General features: G+C 68.8%; 16 protein-coding genes and 1 pseudogene. 6 read left to right on the top strand and 11 right to left on the bottom strand.

Going from position 1 to position 15,117, the window contains the following annotated elements; translation table 11 throughout:
- Window positions 1-53: 53 nt before the first annotated feature.
- From Q5425_RS44065 to Q5425_RS44050, 4 genes are read left to right on the top strand one after another with little or no spacing between them, the layout of a single operon-like run.
- The gene (locus Q5425_RS44065; RefSeq protein ID WP_308678411.1) at window positions 54-1,370 is read left to right on the top strand and encodes a sugar ABC transporter substrate-binding protein; all 1,317 of its coding nucleotides are present in this window, start codon (window positions 54-56) and stop codon (window positions 1,368-1,370) included.
- 6 nt (window positions 1,371-1,376) lie between these two features.
- A complete protein-coding gene (locus tag Q5425_RS44060; RefSeq protein WP_308678410.1) occupies window positions 1,377-2,336 on the top strand; it encodes a sugar ABC transporter permease in 960 nt (319 codons plus the stop codon).
- Window positions 2,329-3,168, top strand: coding sequence for a carbohydrate ABC transporter permease (locus Q5425_RS44055; RefSeq protein WP_308678409.1), 840 nt, complete (start codon window positions 2,329-2,331; stop codon window positions 3,166-3,168). Before Q5425_RS44060 ends, Q5425_RS44055 begins: the two co-directional genes overlap by 8 nt.
- A gap of 37 nt (window positions 3,169-3,205) precedes the next feature.
- On the top strand, window positions 3,206-4,546 hold the full coding sequence (locus tag Q5425_RS44050; protein ID WP_308678408.1) for a GH1 family beta-glucosidase: 1,341 nt from the start codon (window positions 3,206-3,208) through the stop codon (window positions 4,544-4,546).
- Here the strand turns inward: Q5425_RS44050 and Q5425_RS44045 are convergent.
- The 7 genes and pseudogenes from Q5425_RS44045 to Q5425_RS44015 form a co-directional block, all read right to left on the bottom strand.
- Window positions 4,507-4,701, bottom strand: a complete 195-nt coding sequence (locus tag Q5425_RS44045) for a hypothetical protein (protein ID WP_308678407.1) — start codon at window positions 4,699-4,701, stop codon at window positions 4,507-4,509. The two genes, Q5425_RS44050 and Q5425_RS44045, sit on opposite strands and share 40 nt — an antisense overlap.
- A 365-nt stretch (window positions 4,702-5,066) precedes the next feature.
- Window positions 5,067-5,738, bottom strand: a pseudogene (locus tag Q5425_RS44040) (phosphate ABC transporter ATP-binding protein); the annotation flags it as partial.
- A 213-nt stretch (window positions 5,739-5,951) separates the two neighbouring features.
- Window positions 5,952-6,140, bottom strand: coding sequence for a hypothetical protein (locus Q5425_RS44035; protein WP_308678406.1), 189 nt, complete (start codon window positions 6,138-6,140; stop codon window positions 5,952-5,954).
- 689 nt (window positions 6,141-6,829) lie between these two features.
- Window positions 6,830-7,597 (bottom strand): GAF and ANTAR domain-containing protein, encoded by a 768-nt coding sequence (locus Q5425_RS44030; protein WP_308678404.1) that lies wholly within the window; start codon window positions 7,595-7,597, stop codon window positions 6,830-6,832.
- A 30-nt stretch (window positions 7,598-7,627) separates the two neighbouring features.
- The gene (locus Q5425_RS44025) at window positions 7,628-8,377 is read right to left on the bottom strand and encodes a GAF and ANTAR domain-containing protein (protein ID WP_308678403.1); all 750 of its coding nucleotides are present in this window, start codon (window positions 8,375-8,377) and stop codon (window positions 7,628-7,630) included.
- A 26-nt stretch (window positions 8,378-8,403) separates the two neighbouring features.
- Window positions 8,404-8,601 carry an ANTAR domain-containing protein gene (locus Q5425_RS44020; RefSeq protein WP_308678402.1) on the bottom strand — a complete coding sequence of 66 codons (198 nt, stop codon included), beginning with the start codon at window positions 8,599-8,601 and terminating at the stop codon, window positions 8,404-8,406.
- A 53-nt stretch (window positions 8,602-8,654) separates the two neighbouring features.
- On the bottom strand, window positions 8,655-8,948 hold the full coding sequence (locus Q5425_RS44015; protein ID WP_308678401.1) for a GAF domain-containing protein: 294 nt from the start codon (window positions 8,946-8,948) through the stop codon (window positions 8,655-8,657).
- Between the two features lie 410 nt (window positions 8,949-9,358).
- On the opposite strand from Q5425_RS44015, the gene Q5425_RS44010 reads away from it, so the two are divergent.
- Window positions 9,359-9,745, top strand: a complete 387-nt coding sequence (locus Q5425_RS44010; protein WP_308678400.1) for an STAS domain-containing protein — start codon at window positions 9,359-9,361, stop codon at window positions 9,743-9,745.
- 19 nt (window positions 9,746-9,764) lie between these two features.
- Here the strand turns inward: Q5425_RS44010 and Q5425_RS44005 are convergent, their stop codons facing one another.
- From Q5425_RS44005 to Q5425_RS43995, 3 genes are all read right to left on the bottom strand, one after another.
- Window positions 9,765-10,508 (bottom strand): GAF and ANTAR domain-containing protein, encoded by a 744-nt coding sequence (locus Q5425_RS44005; RefSeq protein WP_308678399.1) that lies wholly within the window; start codon window positions 10,506-10,508, stop codon window positions 9,765-9,767.
- Window positions 10,509-10,533: 25 nt separating this feature from the next.
- A complete protein-coding gene (locus Q5425_RS44000) occupies window positions 10,534-11,271 on the bottom strand; it encodes a GAF and ANTAR domain-containing protein (protein WP_308678398.1) in 738 nt (245 codons plus the stop codon).
- A 272-nt stretch (window positions 11,272-11,543) separates the two neighbouring features.
- Window positions 11,544-12,755: a PP2C family protein-serine/threonine phosphatase gene (locus tag Q5425_RS43995; RefSeq protein ID WP_308678397.1), complete on the bottom strand. Its 1,212-nt coding sequence runs from the start codon at window positions 12,753-12,755 to the stop codon at window positions 11,544-11,546.
- 1,095 nt (window positions 12,756-13,850) lie between these two features.
- Between Q5425_RS43995 and Q5425_RS43990 the strand changes: the two genes are divergently transcribed.
- Window positions 13,851-14,183 carry a MerR family transcriptional regulator gene (locus tag Q5425_RS43990; RefSeq protein WP_308678396.1) on the top strand — a complete coding sequence of 111 codons (333 nt, stop codon included), beginning with the start codon at window positions 13,851-13,853 and terminating at the stop codon, window positions 14,181-14,183.
- Between the two features lie 535 nt (window positions 14,184-14,718).
- Here the strand turns inward: Q5425_RS43990 and Q5425_RS43985 are convergent.
- On the bottom strand, window positions 14,719-14,853 hold the full coding sequence (locus Q5425_RS43985; RefSeq protein ID WP_308678395.1) for a hypothetical protein: 135 nt from the start codon (window positions 14,851-14,853) through the stop codon (window positions 14,719-14,721).
- Window positions 14,854-15,117 lie beyond the last annotated feature (264 nt).

Raw genomic sequence — 15,117 nt, 5'->3', positions numbered from 1 at the left:
TCCTGAGTCACAGATACCCTTCGTGGCTCGTCCACGCACCCCGAGGACTTCAGATGCGAATGAGAACCACCGCGTCAGCGCTCGTCCTTGCGCTGGCCGCCGCCACCACCGCCGCCTGTAGCGGCGGCGACTCCACATCGGCCGACGGCCCCAAGGAACTCACCTACTGGGCCTCCAACCAGGGCACGAGCCTCGACAACGACAAAGCGGTCCTGCAGCCCGAGCTCGACAAGTTCGAGAAGGCCACCGGTGTCAAGGTCAAGCTCGAGGTCGTGCCGTGGTCGGATCTGCTCAACCGGATCCTGGCCGCCACGACCTCCGGCCAGGGGCCCGACGTCCTCAACATCGGCAACACGTGGTCGGCGTCGCTCCAGGCGACCGGCGCTTTCCTGCCGTTCGACGACGCCGCCCTCGACAAGGTGGGTGGCAAGTCCCGGTTCCTCGGACCTTCACTGGCCGCGACCGGTGCGAACGGCCAGCCTCCGGTGGGCGTTCCGCTCTACGGTCAGGCCTACGGTCTCTACTACAACAAGAAGCTGTTCTCCGACGCCGGTATCACCGCGCCCCCGGCGACGTGGGAAGAGCTCGTCGCGGACGGCAAGAAGCTGACCGACCCGAAGAAGGGGCAGTGGGGGCTGTCGCTGCAGGCGGGCCAGGTGACCGAGAACAGCCATCACGCCGCGATCCTCGGCGCTCAGCACGGGGCGAACTTCTTCTCCCAGGACGGCAAGCCGCAGCTGGCGTCCGACCCGGCGGTCGCGGCCGTCCAGCAGTACGTCGACCTCATGCAGAAAGACAAGATCGTCAACCCGTCGAACGCGGAGTACGCCGACACCGCGAAGTCCCTCAAGGACCTGGTGGACGGTAAAGCCGCGATGTTCATGAACCAGGCGTCGGCCGGTTCGTTCAAGAACATCGGGGCGGACCTGGCCAACATCGGAGTCGCGCCGATCCCGCTGCCGGCCAACCCGCCCGCGAACAGCCGGAAGGTCACCAGCTTCGTCGCGGGCATCAACTTGGCGGTGTTCAAGAGCGCCAAGAACCCCGCCGCCGCGCTGGACTTCGTGAAGTTCATGGTTTCCGCGCCCGAGCAGGCACAGCTGAACAAGACCTACGGCTCGTTGCCCACCGTCCAGGACGCCTACGGTGACCCGGCCTTCCAGACCGAGGACGTCAAGGTGTTCCAGAGCGTCCTGAGCACCACCGCCGAACCGATGCCGCAGGTCACGCAGGAATCGCAGTTCGAGACGCTGATCGGCACCGCGATGAAGACGATGTTCGCCGACGTCGCGGCGGGCCGCACGGTCGAGGCCGGCAAGATCAAGGATCAGCTGGCCCAAGCCGACCAGCAGATCGCGGCCGGGAGCTAACCCGAGATGACGACCGCTGTGCGGGGGGCTCCGGCCGCGAAGGCGGCCGGCGCCCCCCGGCCCGGAAGCACGCGGCGCAAACGCCGCCGGCCGGCCCTCCCGTACCTCCTGCTGCTGCCCGCTCTGCTGCTCGAACTGCTCATCCACGTCGTCCCGATGCTCGTCGGCGTCGTGATGAGCTTCGTCAAGCTGACCCAGTACTACATCCGCAACTGGTCGGCTGCCCCGGGTGCCGGGCTCGACAACTACAAGTTCGTCCTCGACTTCGACACCGCCACGGGCAAGGCACTGGCGCACTCGTTCGGGATCACCGTCGAGTACACGGTCCTGTCGGTGGGGCTCTGCTGGCTCTTCGGCACGTCCGCCGCGGTCTTGATGCAGCGCAGCTTCCGCGGGCGGGGCCTGCTGCGGACGTTGTTCCTCGTTCCGTACGCGCTGCCGATGTACGCCGCCGTCATCACCTGGTCGTTCATGTTCCAACGCGACACCGGCCTGGTGAACAGCCTGTTCGGCACCCACTCGTTCTGGCTGATCGGGGACAACAGCTTCTGGTCGCTGGTGACTGTGTCGGTGTGGCGGAACTGGCCGTTCGCGTTCCTCATCGTCATGGCGGGGTTGCAGAACATCCCGGGGGAGCTCTACGAAGCGGCCTCGATCGACGGCGCCGGCTGGTGGACCCAGTTCCGGGCGATCACGCAGCCCATGCTGCGGCCGGTCAACCAGGTGCTGCTGCTCGTGCTGTTCCTGTGGACGTTCAACGACTTCAACACCCCGTACGTCCTGTTCGGGAAGTCCGCTCCGCGCGAGGCGTCGCTGATCTCCATCCACATCTACCAGAGTTCGTTCGTGACCTGGAACTTCGGCCTCGGCTCCGCCATGTCGGTGCTGTTGCTGCTGTTCCTGATGGTGGTCAGCGCCGCGTACCTCGCGCTGACCGCCCGCCGGAGGAGGACGGCCAGTGTCTGAGCCCCGTTGGGTCCCCTGGGCCCGCCGCTTCGTCCTCGGTTTCCTCGCGCTGTTCACCCTGCTGCCGCTGTACGTGATGGTATCCACGTCGCTGAAGCCCCTCGGCGACGTCCAGGGAGTGTGGCAGTGGATTCCGACGACGTTGACGATCCAGCCGTTCCTCGACATCTGGAAGACCATCCCGCTGGCCAAGTACTTCCTGAACAGCCTGGTCATCTCCGGTGCGGCCACAGTGTGCTCGGTGCTGATCGCGATCTTCGCGGCCTACGCCATCAACCGGTACAAGTTCCGCGGCCGGAACTTCTTCGCCATGACCGTCCTGTCGACCCAGATGTTCCCCGGCATCCTGTTCCTGCTGCCGCTGTTCCTGATCTTCGTCAGCATCGGCAACACCACCGGCATCGTCCTTTACGGATCTCGCCTCGGCCTGACCCTGACCTATCTGACCTTCTCGCTGCCGTTCGCGATCTGGATGCTCGCCGGCTACTTCGACTCCATCCCCAAGGAGCTCGACGAAGCCGCGATGGTCGACGGCAACGGGCCGGTGGGCGCGCTCATCCGCGTCGTCATCCCCGCCGCGGTCCCCGGCATCGTCGCGGTGTCGATCTATTCCTTCATGACGGCTTGGGGCGAGGTCCTGTTCGCCTCCGTCATGACCGACTCGGACACCAGGACACTCGCCGTCGGCCTGCAGGAGTACTCCACGCAGGTGCAGGTGTACTGGAACCAGGTCATGGCCGCGAGCCTGATCGTCTCGGTGCCGATCGTCGCCGGGTTCCTCCTCTTCCAGCGCTACCTGGTTTCCGGGCTCACCGCCGGCGCCGTCAAGTAACCCCCCGCCCACGTACTTCCCTAGGTGAGGTCCTGCCTTGAAGCTTTCTCTGCCCGCGGATTTCCTGTGGGGCGCGGCCACTGCCGCGTACCAGGTCGAAGGCGCCGTCGACGTCGACGGCCGCCTCCCGTCCATCTGGGACGATTTCTGCCGGATACCCGGCGCCATCGACAACGGCGACACCGGCGACGTCGTGTGCGACCATTACCGGCGCTGGCCCGAAGACTTGGCGATCATGAAGCAGCTGGGTCTCGACGCCTACCGCTTCTCCATCGCCTGGCCACGGGTGATCCCCACCGGCCGCGGTGAGGTGAACCCCCGAGGTCTCGACCACTACGACCGCTTCGTCGACGCCTTGTGTGAAGCCGGGATTCGCCCGTTCGTCACCCTGTACCACTGGGACCTGCCTTCGGCGCTGCAGGCCACGGGCGGGTGGCCCGAGCGCGACACGGCCTACGCCTACGCGGAGTACGCCGCGGTCGTCGCCGCCCGGCTCGGCGACCGGGTGCGGGACTGGAGCACCATCAACGAACCACTGTGCGCCGCCTGGCTCGGCTACCTCGAGGGCCGGTTCGCCCCCGGCGTCAAGGACCTGAAGCAGGCTGTGCACGCATCGCACCACCTGCTGCTTGCCCACGGGCTTGGTGTGCAAGCGATCCGGGCGCACGCCGCCCGTCCCGCGAGCATCGGTCTGGTCTGCAACCTCTCGGGCATCGAAGCCGCCTCGGACCGCGACGAGGACATCGCCGCGGCGAAGCGGATGGACGGCCACGTCAACCGGTGGTGGCTCGATCCGGCCAACGGGCGCGGCTACCCGGCCGACATGGTCGCGGTCTACGGCGTCGAGCCACCCGTGCTCGACAACGACCTCGACGTCATCGCGGCGTCCACCGACTACCACGGCCTTAACTACTACTTCCGCCAGATCGTCGAGAACGATCCCACCGGCCCCGCGCCCTTCGCCAGGCAGGTGCCGGCGGAGGGCGCGGGTACCACCGCCATGGGCTGGGAAATCCACGGTCAGGGTCTGGCTGACCTGATCCACCGGCTGCACGAGGAGTACGGCGCCCAGGCCATTTACATCACCGAGAACGGTGCCGCGTTCGACGACAAGGTTGCCGAGGACGGCTCGGTCCAGGACAACGACCGCATCGCCTACTTCGAGGAGCACCTTACGGCGGTCGCCTCGGCCGCCGAAGCGGGTGCGCCGGTCAAGGGGTACTTCGCCTGGTCACTGCTGGACAACTTCGAGTGGGACAACGGCCTCGACAAACGGTTCGGCCTCGTCCGAGTCGACTACGGCACCCAGCTGCGCACCGTCAAAGCCAGCGGCCACTTCTACGCCGACCTGATCGCCGAGCACCGGAGCCGCTGTTGATCCCGCGTCGTAGGCGTCACGCTTTGGTCGAGCCGTGCGTAGGGCACCTCCTCGGCCAGCCGGAGGATCGCCGCGGCGACGGGGATGACGACCAGCGCCCTGATGATGCCGAGCAGCGCGCCACCGAGCAGGACGGCGACGACGGTGACCAGCACGGGAACCTTGAGTACGTTGCCGATGATCTCCCTACCGGCAGGTAGTCCTCGACGGGTCGGTAGACGACGAAGAAGGTCATGGGCACCGCACTGTCTCGCACCCGGAAGGTGCGTAGAAGGCCGGCTCGACCTGATGACGGATTGATGTCCCGGGAGCGGCTGTGGCTTCACCCGCGAGCAGCCCAGCGGCTGAGGCTTCGCCTGCTGCTGGCGGTGAGGCGCCGGCAACAAACGAGAGCGAGGCCACGGAGAAGAACGTCACCGAGCTCCACGCCAAGGCCGCCGACCAACTCGGCTCCGAACAGGCTAAGGTGGGTGATTACATACGTGGTCGTCCCCGGCCGGGTCACCACGCTGCGGCCGGAGATCTTCGCCGTCGGCCCGCGCTCGATCACCCGCCCCGGCTCGTTTTCCGCGGCGAGGAAGAACGCGCAGTGGTCGGAAACCCGCTGGGCCTGCTGCATGTTGTGGGTGACGATCACGACGGTGACCTCGTGGCCGAGCTCGGCGATCGTCGGCTCGATCCGGCGGGTGGACGTCGGGTCGAGCGCGGAGCACGGCTCGTCCATCAGCAGCACATTCGGCTGCACGGCCAGCGACCGCGCGATGCACAGCCGCTGCTGCTGGCCGCCCGACAGCGCGCCGCCCGGAGCGCCGAGCCGGTCGAGGACCTCGCGCCAGAGCCCGGCGCGCTGCAGGCTCTGCTCGACGAGCGCGTCCTTGTCGCCGCACTTGGCGCCGGCCAACTCGAGCCCGGCGAGCACGTTGTCCCGGATGGACATCGCCGGGAACGGGTTCGGTTTCTGGAGCACCATCCCGATCCGCAGCCGGACGTGCTGGGCCCGGGTGCCGTCGGCGTGGATGTCCGCACCGTCGAGCAGGACCTGCCCGGCCAGGCTCGCCGACGGCACCAGCTCGTGCATCCGGTAGAGGATCCGCGGAAACGCCGACTTCCCGCACCAGCCGGTGCCGTCGGCGCTCCACACCGCGCAGAATCCCGGTGCGTGCCCGATCCGCTGCGGCTGCCGCACCGACATCGACGCCTGGATGCGCGACGTCGGCGGGACGCTCGAGGATATCAACGAAGCGTTCGAAGAGGTCTTGGCCAACCGCGTTCCCGCGCGTCTGGTGATCGAGTTCTGACTCGGTGACAAGGGTGGTCCACTGAGCAGGATCTGCCGGGTGGCCATGCCACCTGCCGCAGCTCCGGCTCATCTACGTGCGGTCACGGGTAGCCCGGACCACCGTGCTCACGGGGTGGGCACAGCCAGGGACGCCGTCGCCCGGCGCGTGGCGTCGATGCGCTCGGCGCCCCAGATGATTCCAGGGGCGGGTTCCAGGAACGACGACGCGATCCCGGCCAGCCCCAGCGCCGGCACCGACCAGTCCGGCCGCCGCATCGCCCCGAACGGCTGGGCTGCCGTCCGCCGCTCCGCCATGTCCGGTCTGGACAGTCCTATCGGGATCAGGCCGCGGAGGGCGGCACCAGAGTCAGCCGAGCTACTTGAGCGTCGAGCCAACTACTACCACCTGTCGGGCGACGACGTGATCGCCGGCCCGGCGCGGTAGGGATTGGAGCGTCGCCGGCGTGAATTGCTGAACCGTTCCGCGGGAGACCCAGCCCGTTAGGCGATCGGGAGCAGGTCTGAACAGCGCAACCGCACCGCCGGCCAGACAATCCTTTCGTCGCCGCCGCGTACGAGAGACCCATCGGGATGTCGGTCGCGACGCGGGCTATTTGCGCCGTCCCGCCTCGCGGTAGCCGTTGAATCCGTAGCGGAGTAGTTCGCCGCTTGGGCAAGGGACGTACAAGTACACCGAGCCGGGGTACTCCTTGATGCGGACGCGGGGGGAACGAGGCTGGCGATGGGCACAACGCCGGAGATGTCGGCGATCACTTTCGCCACGTCGATGCGCTGCCGCAGCGACGAGATCCGGCTCACCTCGAGGAAGGTGGCGGTGGTGAGCGTCCCGAGCAACCTCGCGAGCCCTCCGTGGCCCCTGGTCTTGCTCATCGCTTCCGTCGGTCGGGCGCTGCGCGGCGCTGCTGCCGGCCGAGGATGGGCCTCGGCACGCTCCCCGTTCAGCCGGATCTCTGGACGCCTTGTCCGCGGCGGCAGGCAGTCGCTCACCGCTGCGGGCGCTCCAGGATTTTGGTCAGCTCGACGTTGCCGTCGACGACAGCGCGGGCGAGGTCGGTGAGACGCAGGTGTCGCGCGCGAGCGTAACCGCGTAGCCGGGCGAACGCCTCGTCCATCGAAACGGTGCCGTGTTCGGCGAGCACTCCCTTGGCCTGTTCTATCACCAGGCGGCTGGTGAGCGCGGTTTGCAGCTGTTGGGTGAGCTGGTCGCCGCGTTCGATGCTCCGCTGCTGCAAGATGCCGATCGTGGCGACGTCCGCCAATGCCTGCCCGAGCTCGATCTCCTCCCGGTCCGCGCCGCCGGTTTCGGTGTTCAGCAGGGTCAGGACTCCGATGACCTGGTCGCGCAGCCGCATCGGCAGGGCCTGTGCGGTGCGGAAGCCACATTCGGCGGCGGCCGCGGCGAACCTGGTCCAGCGGTGCGCCTCGGCCGGCAGGTCGGTGCAGGACACCGGCGCTCCGCTGCGCACGCAGTCGACGCAGGGACCGTCGTTCGTCTGCACGGCGAACAGTTCCAGCAGTTCGGCTCGCTGCGAAGACGTGGCAGCCACCTGCAGGCCGCGATCGGCGTCGAGCAGGATCACCCCGGCCGCCGACACACCGAGCAGGTCGACGCAGTGTTCGGTGAGCATGTGGAGGAAGTCGGCGACGTCGAAATCGGCCACGAGGGTGTCGGCGAGCTCGACGAAGGTGCGGGATATCCGCCGCACCCGGTCTTGCAGCGCCTGCTCCAGTGCTTCAGGGGTGGCTGCCATGAGGGGTGGTTACCCCCGTCTCGCCCGATCTCACGGCCGCGATGTGTGGGTGGATCCGGTCAGCAGTTCGGCGGGGTCGAGGTCCGCGGTCGCGACGTCGTGCGCGACGTCGGAGAGCCGTCGGCGGTGCGTGCGGGCGTGGCCGCGCAGTGCGAGGTACGCCTGGTGCATGTCGAGCCCGCCGGCTTCGGCGAGGACGCCTTTGGCCTGTTCGACGACGGTGCGGTGGTGCAGGGTGGCTTGCAGCTGTTCGGACACGACCTCGTCGTGGCGGATCGCGCGCTGTTGCAGGATGCCGATGGTGGCGATGTCGGCCAGGGCTTGGCCCAGGGCGACGCTGGCGTCGTTGATGGTTCCCGGGGTCGTGCCCAGCAGGGTCAGTGCGCCGATGACGTCGTCGCGCAGCCGCATCGGGACCGCGCACGCGGCGCGGAATCCCGCGTTCACCGCCGCCGGCGCGAACTGGGGCCACCGCCCGGACTCGGTCGCCAAGTCGGCGCTGGCCACCGCGACCCCGGTGTCGACGCAGTCCAGGCACGGTCCCTGGAGAGTTTGCGCGGCGAACACCTCGATCAGCTCGGCTTGTTCTGATGACCCGGCGGTTGGGCGCCAGCCGCCGCGCTGGTCGGCGAGGACGACTGCGGCGGCGTCGACGTCGAGCAGTTCCGCGGCGCGCTCGGTGAGCATGCCGAGGAAGTCAAGGACGTCGAAGTCGGCGACGAGGGTGTCGGCGAGCGCCACGAAGGTGTTCGCGAGCCGCTGGTCCCGGGCATCGCTCATCTTGTCGGGCCTTCCGTCACTGTGTGTCATTGCCCGTCCTCGGTGTCGGTGAAGCGCAGCGACCGCTCGACGACCTGCCGGGCGACGTCGGTCAGAGGCACGTTGTGGGTGAATGCGTGGCCACGCAGCCGCATCAGCGCCACGTCGGTCGTCGAGCGCAGTTGAACCTGAACCATGCCGGTGGCCTGGTGCACCTGTGCGTACGGGTCGGCCAGCCAGCTCACGTCCTCCGTGCGGTGCCCCGTCCGGATCGGCCATCACCCCTTGGGTCGCCAGGTCACTGAGGACCAGCGCGTCGGCCAGCTCGACTCTGGTGAGGGGGGCCGGGCGTTTCGCGGTAGAGGTCCAGCGAGCCCAGGCGGACCACCCCGATCTGCAGCGGGACGGAGAACACCGCCGCCGCACCCAGCTCGCACGCTGCGGGGGTGAACGCGGGCCACCGAGCGGTCGCAGCAGCCAGGTCGGCGATCAGCACCGGCCCGCCGGAGGCGAAGGCGTCCAGACATGGCCCTTCACCGACGGTGAGCTGCAGATCCTCCAGTCCGGCGCTGACGTGGTCGGTCGCGTGCACCAGTCCACGGCTCGGCGACGACCCGTTGCCGTCGGGGCATTTTGCTCAGGACGGTGGCGCCGGCTCCGGACACGGACGGCTCCCGCACGCACCGCTCGCACGCCAGGCTCACGGCCGACGCAGGGTTGGCGGCACTGTCGGCGGCCAGCAAGGCCTGCATCCGCTGACGCCGGTTTTCCACCATCGGTCCTCCAGGCGCTCGACCCTCGTGCGACTACCCGCAGCGTACGACCCGCCGCCGTATCCGCCCGGATGTGGCGGCTCCGCGATCGGGCGCCGGTTGATCGCGTCACCTGAGCGAGTTACCGTAGCCCTGCGTGGTTGAGCAGTACCACCGCCTCCAACGCTTTGGCCTGGCCGAGTCCCCGCCTTGTCGTTAGCGTCTGATCTTGACGCGTGCAGGGGTTTCGATGGACAAGTTGCCCGGTTGGATCGACATCGGTCATGAGGCGCTTCTGTCTTTCCGGACGTCTCGTCCTGAGGCCGGGGTGGCGGTGGTGGCGATCAGGGGCGAGATGGACCTGGCCACCGCCGCGCGGATGGCGGACGAACTCGACACGGTTCACGGCGAAGCACCCCGGCGGCTCGTGCTGGACATGTCCGGCGTGGTGTTCCTGTCGTCGATGGGTATCGGAGCGCTGCTGAACCTCCATCGTGAGTGTCAGAGTGGCGACACGGATCTGGCGTTGATCCCGTCGTCGTTCGTACGGCGTGTACTGACTGTGGCGGGGTTGGCCGAGGTGTTCACCATCATCGAACCGCCGTCGCAAGAGGCGGATCGGCGACGTCTCGCCTGACGGTTGCCCGGGTGAGCGGTCAGCGAAGGGCAGCGCCGAGGTCCGCGGGATCGAGGGTTCTCTCGGCGAGGTCGCGCGCGACATCGGAGAGCCGGCGCTGCTGCCGGTGGGCGTATTCGCGCAGCCGGGTGAACGCGTCGTGCATGTCCAAGCCGTCGTGTTCGGCGAGGACGCCCTTGGCCTGCTCGACGACGGTGCGTTGGTGGAGCGTGGCTTGCAGCTGCTCGGCGAGGAGCTCGCCGCGGTCGGCGGCGCGGTGGTGCAGCATGCCGATCGTCGCGACGTCCGCGAGTGCCTGCGCGACGGCGATGGTGTCGGCGTCGAGCGCGATGGGTTCGTGGTTGAGCAGGGTCAGCGCCCCGATGTTCTGCTCCCGCAACCGCATCGGCACGGCCGACGCCGCGCGGAAGCCGGCGTCCAGGGCTGCGGGCGCGAAGCGGGGCCAGCGGGCCAGTTCCGTGGCCAGGCCGAGGTCGGCGCTGGTGACCGCCTCCCCGGTGGCGACGCAGTCGAAGCACGGACCTTGACGCGTTTGCGCGATGAACAGTTCCAGCAGGTCCGCCCGCTCGGACGAGCCGGCGGCGGGCCGCCAGCCGCCGCGCTGGTCGGACAGGATGACCCCGGCGGCGTCGACGGCCAGGAGTTCGACGCTGCGTTCGGTCAGCAGTGCGAGGAAGTCGAGCACGTCGAAGTCGGCGACGAGTGTGTCGGCGAGCGCGACGAAGGTCCGCGCCAGCCGCCGGTCCGGGTTGCCAGTGCTCATGCGGCGCGCCTCTCGTCGTTGATCATCATGCGGTTGCCCCGTCCGGGGTGAACCGCAACCTCCGGGCCACGACCTGGCGGGCGGCGTGGGTCACCGTCACGTCGTGGGTGAAGGCGTAGCCGCGCAGGCGCAGCAACGCCGTTTCGGTGGTGGCGCCGAGCTGGACGCTCACCATGCCGGTGGCCTGGTGGACTTCGACGTGGGCATCGGCCAGCCAGCTCAGATCGGTGGTGGCGTGGCCGTCCAGCTGGTCGATCACGGCGTGCGTGGCCAGGTCGGCCAGGATCAGCGCATCGGTCAGCTGCAGCGGGGTCAGCGGACCTGGCCGGTCGCGGTAAAGGTCCATCGAGCCGAGCCGGACCACTCCGACCTGCAGGGGGAACGAGAAGACCGCGGCGGCGCCCAGACCGGCCGCGGCCGGGCCGAACGCCGGCCACCGCCCGAGGTCGGCGGCGAGGTCGGACACCAGGACCGGTCCGCCCGCGGCGAAGGCATCCAGGCACGGGCCTTCACCGACGGTGAGCTGCAGATCTTCGAGCCCGGCGCTCACCGGATCGCTGGCGTGCACCAAGCCCCGGCGGGGACTGCTCACCGCACCGTTGTGGCTCTCACTGAGCACGGTGGCACCGGCGCCGGACACGGCCAGCTCGGAGACGCACAAGCGGCAGATCCACGCTATCCGCTGTCCCCGGTCGATCTCGCCTTCGGCGGTCAGCAGCCCCTGGAACCGCTGCCGCCGCTCGGACACCTTGACCACTCCCATCGTGTGCCGTACTTCGAGGGTAGGCCGTCTGTGCGGCGATCGCAGGCCACGCCGTCAAGTGCCAGGCGACTGGCGGTGGTCAGCCTTTATGCGAGCTCGCCGTCGCTGTCTTGCGAGGTGCGGATCGGCCGCGCCGCCGCACCTGCACCCTGGGGGCCTGGTGTCGTCTGCACGTCGGCACCAAGGAAGTTCCTCGAAGCCGGTCCGAGGTCAAGGTGAGCGGCCGTGCGCGGCTGTGGTCGCGGGCGCCGTGCGGCGCGATCGTGGAGGTGCTAGGCGGGCGAGGCGGTGTCGGTGTCGGCGCCGTTGTCGGCCTGGCGTTCGGTGCGATCGGTTCCGTGCCAGTCCAGGCACAGCACGGTGGCGTCGTCCTGGAGCTGGTTGCGGCAGGCGTGCCGCACCGCCCTGGTCACCGTGCGCACCACCTCCCGGGAGTGGAGCTCCTCGGTCTCGCGGATCAGCGCGGGCAGGTCGACGCCGGCGGCGTCGCGTTCGAGCATGCCGTCGGTGAGCAGGACCAGCCGGTCGCCGGGGCGCAGGTTCAGCCGTTGCACCCGGTACTGGTACGGCTTGAAGCCGAAGAGCAGGTCGATCTCCAGCTCGAGCTCCGCCACCACCCCGTCGCGCAGCAGCAGGGGTGGCGGGTGTCCGGCGTTCACCAGCTCGGCGCCTCCCGTGTGCAGGTCCACGCGCAGCAGCAGCCCGGTCGCCAGGGAGACTTCCTCGCCGTGGTCGAGCAGGGCCTGGTTGGCTTGGCGGGCCTGCTCGGCCAGGTCGTGGCCAGCTCGGCGGCCCCCGCGCAGCGCACCGACCAGCAGGGTCGCGGTCAGTGCCGAGGTCACGTCGTGGCCGGCGGCGTCGGTGATCGACAGGTGCAGGGTGTCGTGGTCCAGGGTGTAGTCGTAGGTGTCACCGCCGATGTCGTCGGCGGGCACCAGCGCACCGGCGACGGTGAACTGGGCCGCCTCGCAGCAGGACGCCGAGGGCAGGAGCTGGTGTTGGATCTCCGCGGCCAGGCTCATCGGGGTGGTGCGCCGGCCGGTGTGGTAGCGGTCGGTGAAGCGGCGGTCGGTGATGATGACGTAGGCCAGGGCGTGCGCGGCTTCTCCCAGCTGTGCCAGCACTTCCTCGTCGCAGGAGGGCACGGTCACCTCCAGGACACCGATGCAGTCGCCGCGGTTGGTCACCGGCAGCACCACCCGGACCCCGTCCTCGTTCTGCTCTTGCCACGGCTGTTGGGTGCGCAGCACCTTTTCGTAGGCACTGTCCCGCAAATCGACCGGCTCCGGGTCGGGGTCCTGCGCGGTCGAGGCCAGCCGAACCAGGTGTTCCTCGACGAGGTCGACCAGCAGGAAGGAGACATCGAAGGCACCCAGCCGCTTCGCCAGGTCGCGCGCGACGACCTCGACCGACTCCGCGGGTGGTGCGCTCTCGGCCGCGCCCAGCACAGCACGCGGCCCCAGCACCCCATCGTCCACCACCACCTCCGACCCCTCGAGCCAACGCAACCTCATCATCCACATCGCCCCGGCCGCAAGGTAGCCGGTGACTCGAGGACTCGCGTAGCCGAGGCTGCGTACCGGTGGAGGTTGGGGCCGAAGCGGCCCAGTGTCGGCACAAGTCACCGGTTGGTAGCGATCCGGGTGGAGCGAAGACGGTGCCGGTGTTGCGAGCGCGCAATGTCGGCTGTGCCTTCGACGGACACTCGGCCGGTCGGGTGGCAGGCGCCGAGACGGCTGTAGATGCGGCCGGCCAGCGACGCGGCCAGCTGGTTCAACGCGGCCGGCGGAGGCTCCAGAAAACCTATGCCGCCCGCAGTAGACATTCCACGACGGGTGTGTGTAGTGTTCTTCTCGTACCGAGAGAGACAACGTCAAGCAGGCGCGGGAGAGGACGTAACTACCCGCGAGGTGAGACAAGGCGGTCAGGCAGCACGGAGCCGATCAAGGGAACAAGGTTCCGGCTGGTGACCGCGAGGATTACTCCAGGGCTGGGTCGTGAAGAAGGTTCAGTACCGGTCCTGGAGCGGAAGTGCAGGACGCGGGCGGAGTGAATGTGCCCGTGAAGAACAGCAGTAACAGTGTTGCAAGCAGTTGCAGTATCGGTAGTTGAAGATCAGCAGTACCAGTAGTTGTTGTGTGCAAGTGCAGGTGCAGTACGTGTCAGGTGGCCGGGGCCGATCAGTGAACGGGGCTCCGGGCAGTGACCAGCGGCGTCAGCGTGCTGGGACCGATCAGTGGAAGGGTTCCGGCAGTGACGGCTGCAGCAGGAAGTGAAGTAACAGTACTGGCAAGTGAAGTGGCAGTACCGAGTAAGTGGAAAACACAGGAAAGAAGGGAACGGGAACATCATTGGATCGCCCGCAGCGGCCAAGTAGTGCCGCGCGGGTGCCGCAGTCCCATCGAGTTCGGAGGTGGTGCTCGGTCACGAGTAAGCGATCCCCGCGTCATCCGGCTTTCGGCCGGACGCGGGTGCAGGAAGCCGGCGGTCGCGCCGGTTGACAATGGTGAAAATCCCTACCCTCGAGGACCCCGGGTGCCGTGCGCGGCACCCGGGGTCCTCTGTGACGTGGAGGTGGAATGATCCCTGACCAACCAGGCCCGGCCACGCCCAGCGCGGCCGACAAGTTCGACGACGAGAACTACCCGGGTTACACGATGGGCCGGGCCGCCGACATGCTCGGCACCACCCAAGGCTTCCTGCGCAGCCTCGACGAAGCCGGCCTGATCACCCCGCAGCGCTCCGCCGGCGGCCACCGCCGCTACTCCCGGCACCAGCTGCGCCTGGCCGCCCGCGCGCGGGAACTGGTCGACAAGGGCACCCCGATCGACGCCGCCTGCCGCATCATCACTCTCGAAGATCAGCTTCACGAAGCCCGGCGTCGCAACACCGAACTCCACGTCGGCGACTGAATCCGGACTCGGCACGCGGCCCCGGCGCCGCGTGCCGATGTGCAGCCGTGCCATGCCTTTCGCGGACATGGCACGGACACCCGACCACGGGCGCCCTGCTGCTTTTTCCGCGGGGCCCGATGACCCCGCACTCCACTGTGCCGCTGACTGCCGGCTCGGACAACGAGACCGGATCGACACGCTTGATGGCTCGGCAAACCGCGCATCGGCTTGGCCAATCTGCGGCGCCGACGCTGCTGATGACTGGACGAGACGGTCGAGGACCCTGCTGGAGACAACGACTCGACCCTCGAGCCGCAGAGTGGGCAGCATGATCGAGACCGACCCAGCCGATCCACCCCGCGGGTGGAGACCTGCGCCAATCGTTGATCACTAAGCACACGCTGCGTGACCGTCCGCGCCTCGGCGGTAACTGTCCGGTCATGTCCGGTTGACGCCCCGCCGCCTGCCGGGGCAGGGCGCTCGGTGGCGCCGCGGACGCGCTGTTCCCGGCGACTTCGACACCGCCGGCCGGGCAGGGGGTGGACATGCCGTATCAGGCCACGAAACCCGAGTTCGTACTCCACTTGGTGGTGGTGGATAGGCCGGCGTTGAGCAGGTGCGCGACCTGGGCGCGGGTCCACCCGGTCTCGTCGGCCACTTCGTCGAGCTGCTGGTGCCGCGCTGCCATGGCCCAGACGGTGAACCGCCGGCGTGGGGCAGGAGCGCCAGTTCGCCCCGGGCCACCGCCTCGGCCAGTGCGGCCTCGAACACCGCTTATTCGCAACGACGGCTGTGGGCACGAAGGGCGGTGGCCACCGCCACCCGGCCGCGTCGCGCCGCAGCCAAGCGGTGATCGGGCGAAAGCCGGTCGACGGACGATGCCACGGCCAACCCGGGCGCCGACCGGGCCCACGGCCGAGCGGCTGCGCCGGCGGACCGGCCGGTCCGCCGG

Source organism: Amycolatopsis sp. A133 (assembly GCF_031082405.1).
In the GTDB taxonomy this organism is placed as follows: Bacteria; Actinomycetota; Actinomycetes; order Mycobacteriales; family Pseudonocardiaceae; genus Amycolatopsis.
This window is presented reverse-complemented; position numbering and strand designations above follow the sequence as displayed.

Coding starts and splice junctions, on each gene's coding strand:
- Q5425_RS44030 (WP_308678404.1), bottom strand. CDS start 7,597: ATGGCAGCCACCCCTGAAGCACTGGAGCAGGCGCTGCAAGACCGGGTG.
- Q5425_RS43990 (WP_308678396.1), top strand. CDS start 13,851: ATGATCCCTGACCAACCAGGCCCGGCCACGCCCAGCGCGGCCGACAAG.
- Q5425_RS44035 (WP_308678406.1), bottom strand. CDS start 6,140: ATGGCGGAGCGGCGGACGGCAGCCCAGCCGTTCGGGGCGATGCGGCGG.
- Q5425_RS44005 (WP_308678399.1), bottom strand. CDS start 10,508: ATGAGCACTGGCAACCCGGACCGGCGGCTGGCGCGGACCTTCGTCGCG.
- Q5425_RS44025 (WP_308678403.1), bottom strand. CDS start 8,377: ATGAGCGATGCCCGGGACCAGCGGCTCGCGAACACCTTCGTGGCGCTC.
- Q5425_RS43985 (WP_308678395.1), bottom strand. CDS start 14,853: ATGGCAGCGCGGCACCAGCAGCTCGACGAAGTGGCCGACGAGACCGGG.
- Q5425_RS44000 (WP_308678398.1), bottom strand. CDS start 11,271: ATGGGAGTGGTCAAGGTGTCCGAGCGGCGGCAGCGGTTCCAGGGGCTG.
- Q5425_RS44060 (WP_308678410.1), top strand. CDS start 1,377: ATGACGACCGCTGTGCGGGGGGCTCCGGCCGCGAAGGCGGCCGGCGCC.
- Q5425_RS44010 (WP_308678400.1), top strand. CDS start 9,359: ATGGACAAGTTGCCCGGTTGGATCGACATCGGTCATGAGGCGCTTCTG.
- Q5425_RS44065 (WP_308678411.1), top strand. CDS start 54: ATGCGAATGAGAACCACCGCGTCAGCGCTCGTCCTTGCGCTGGCCGCC.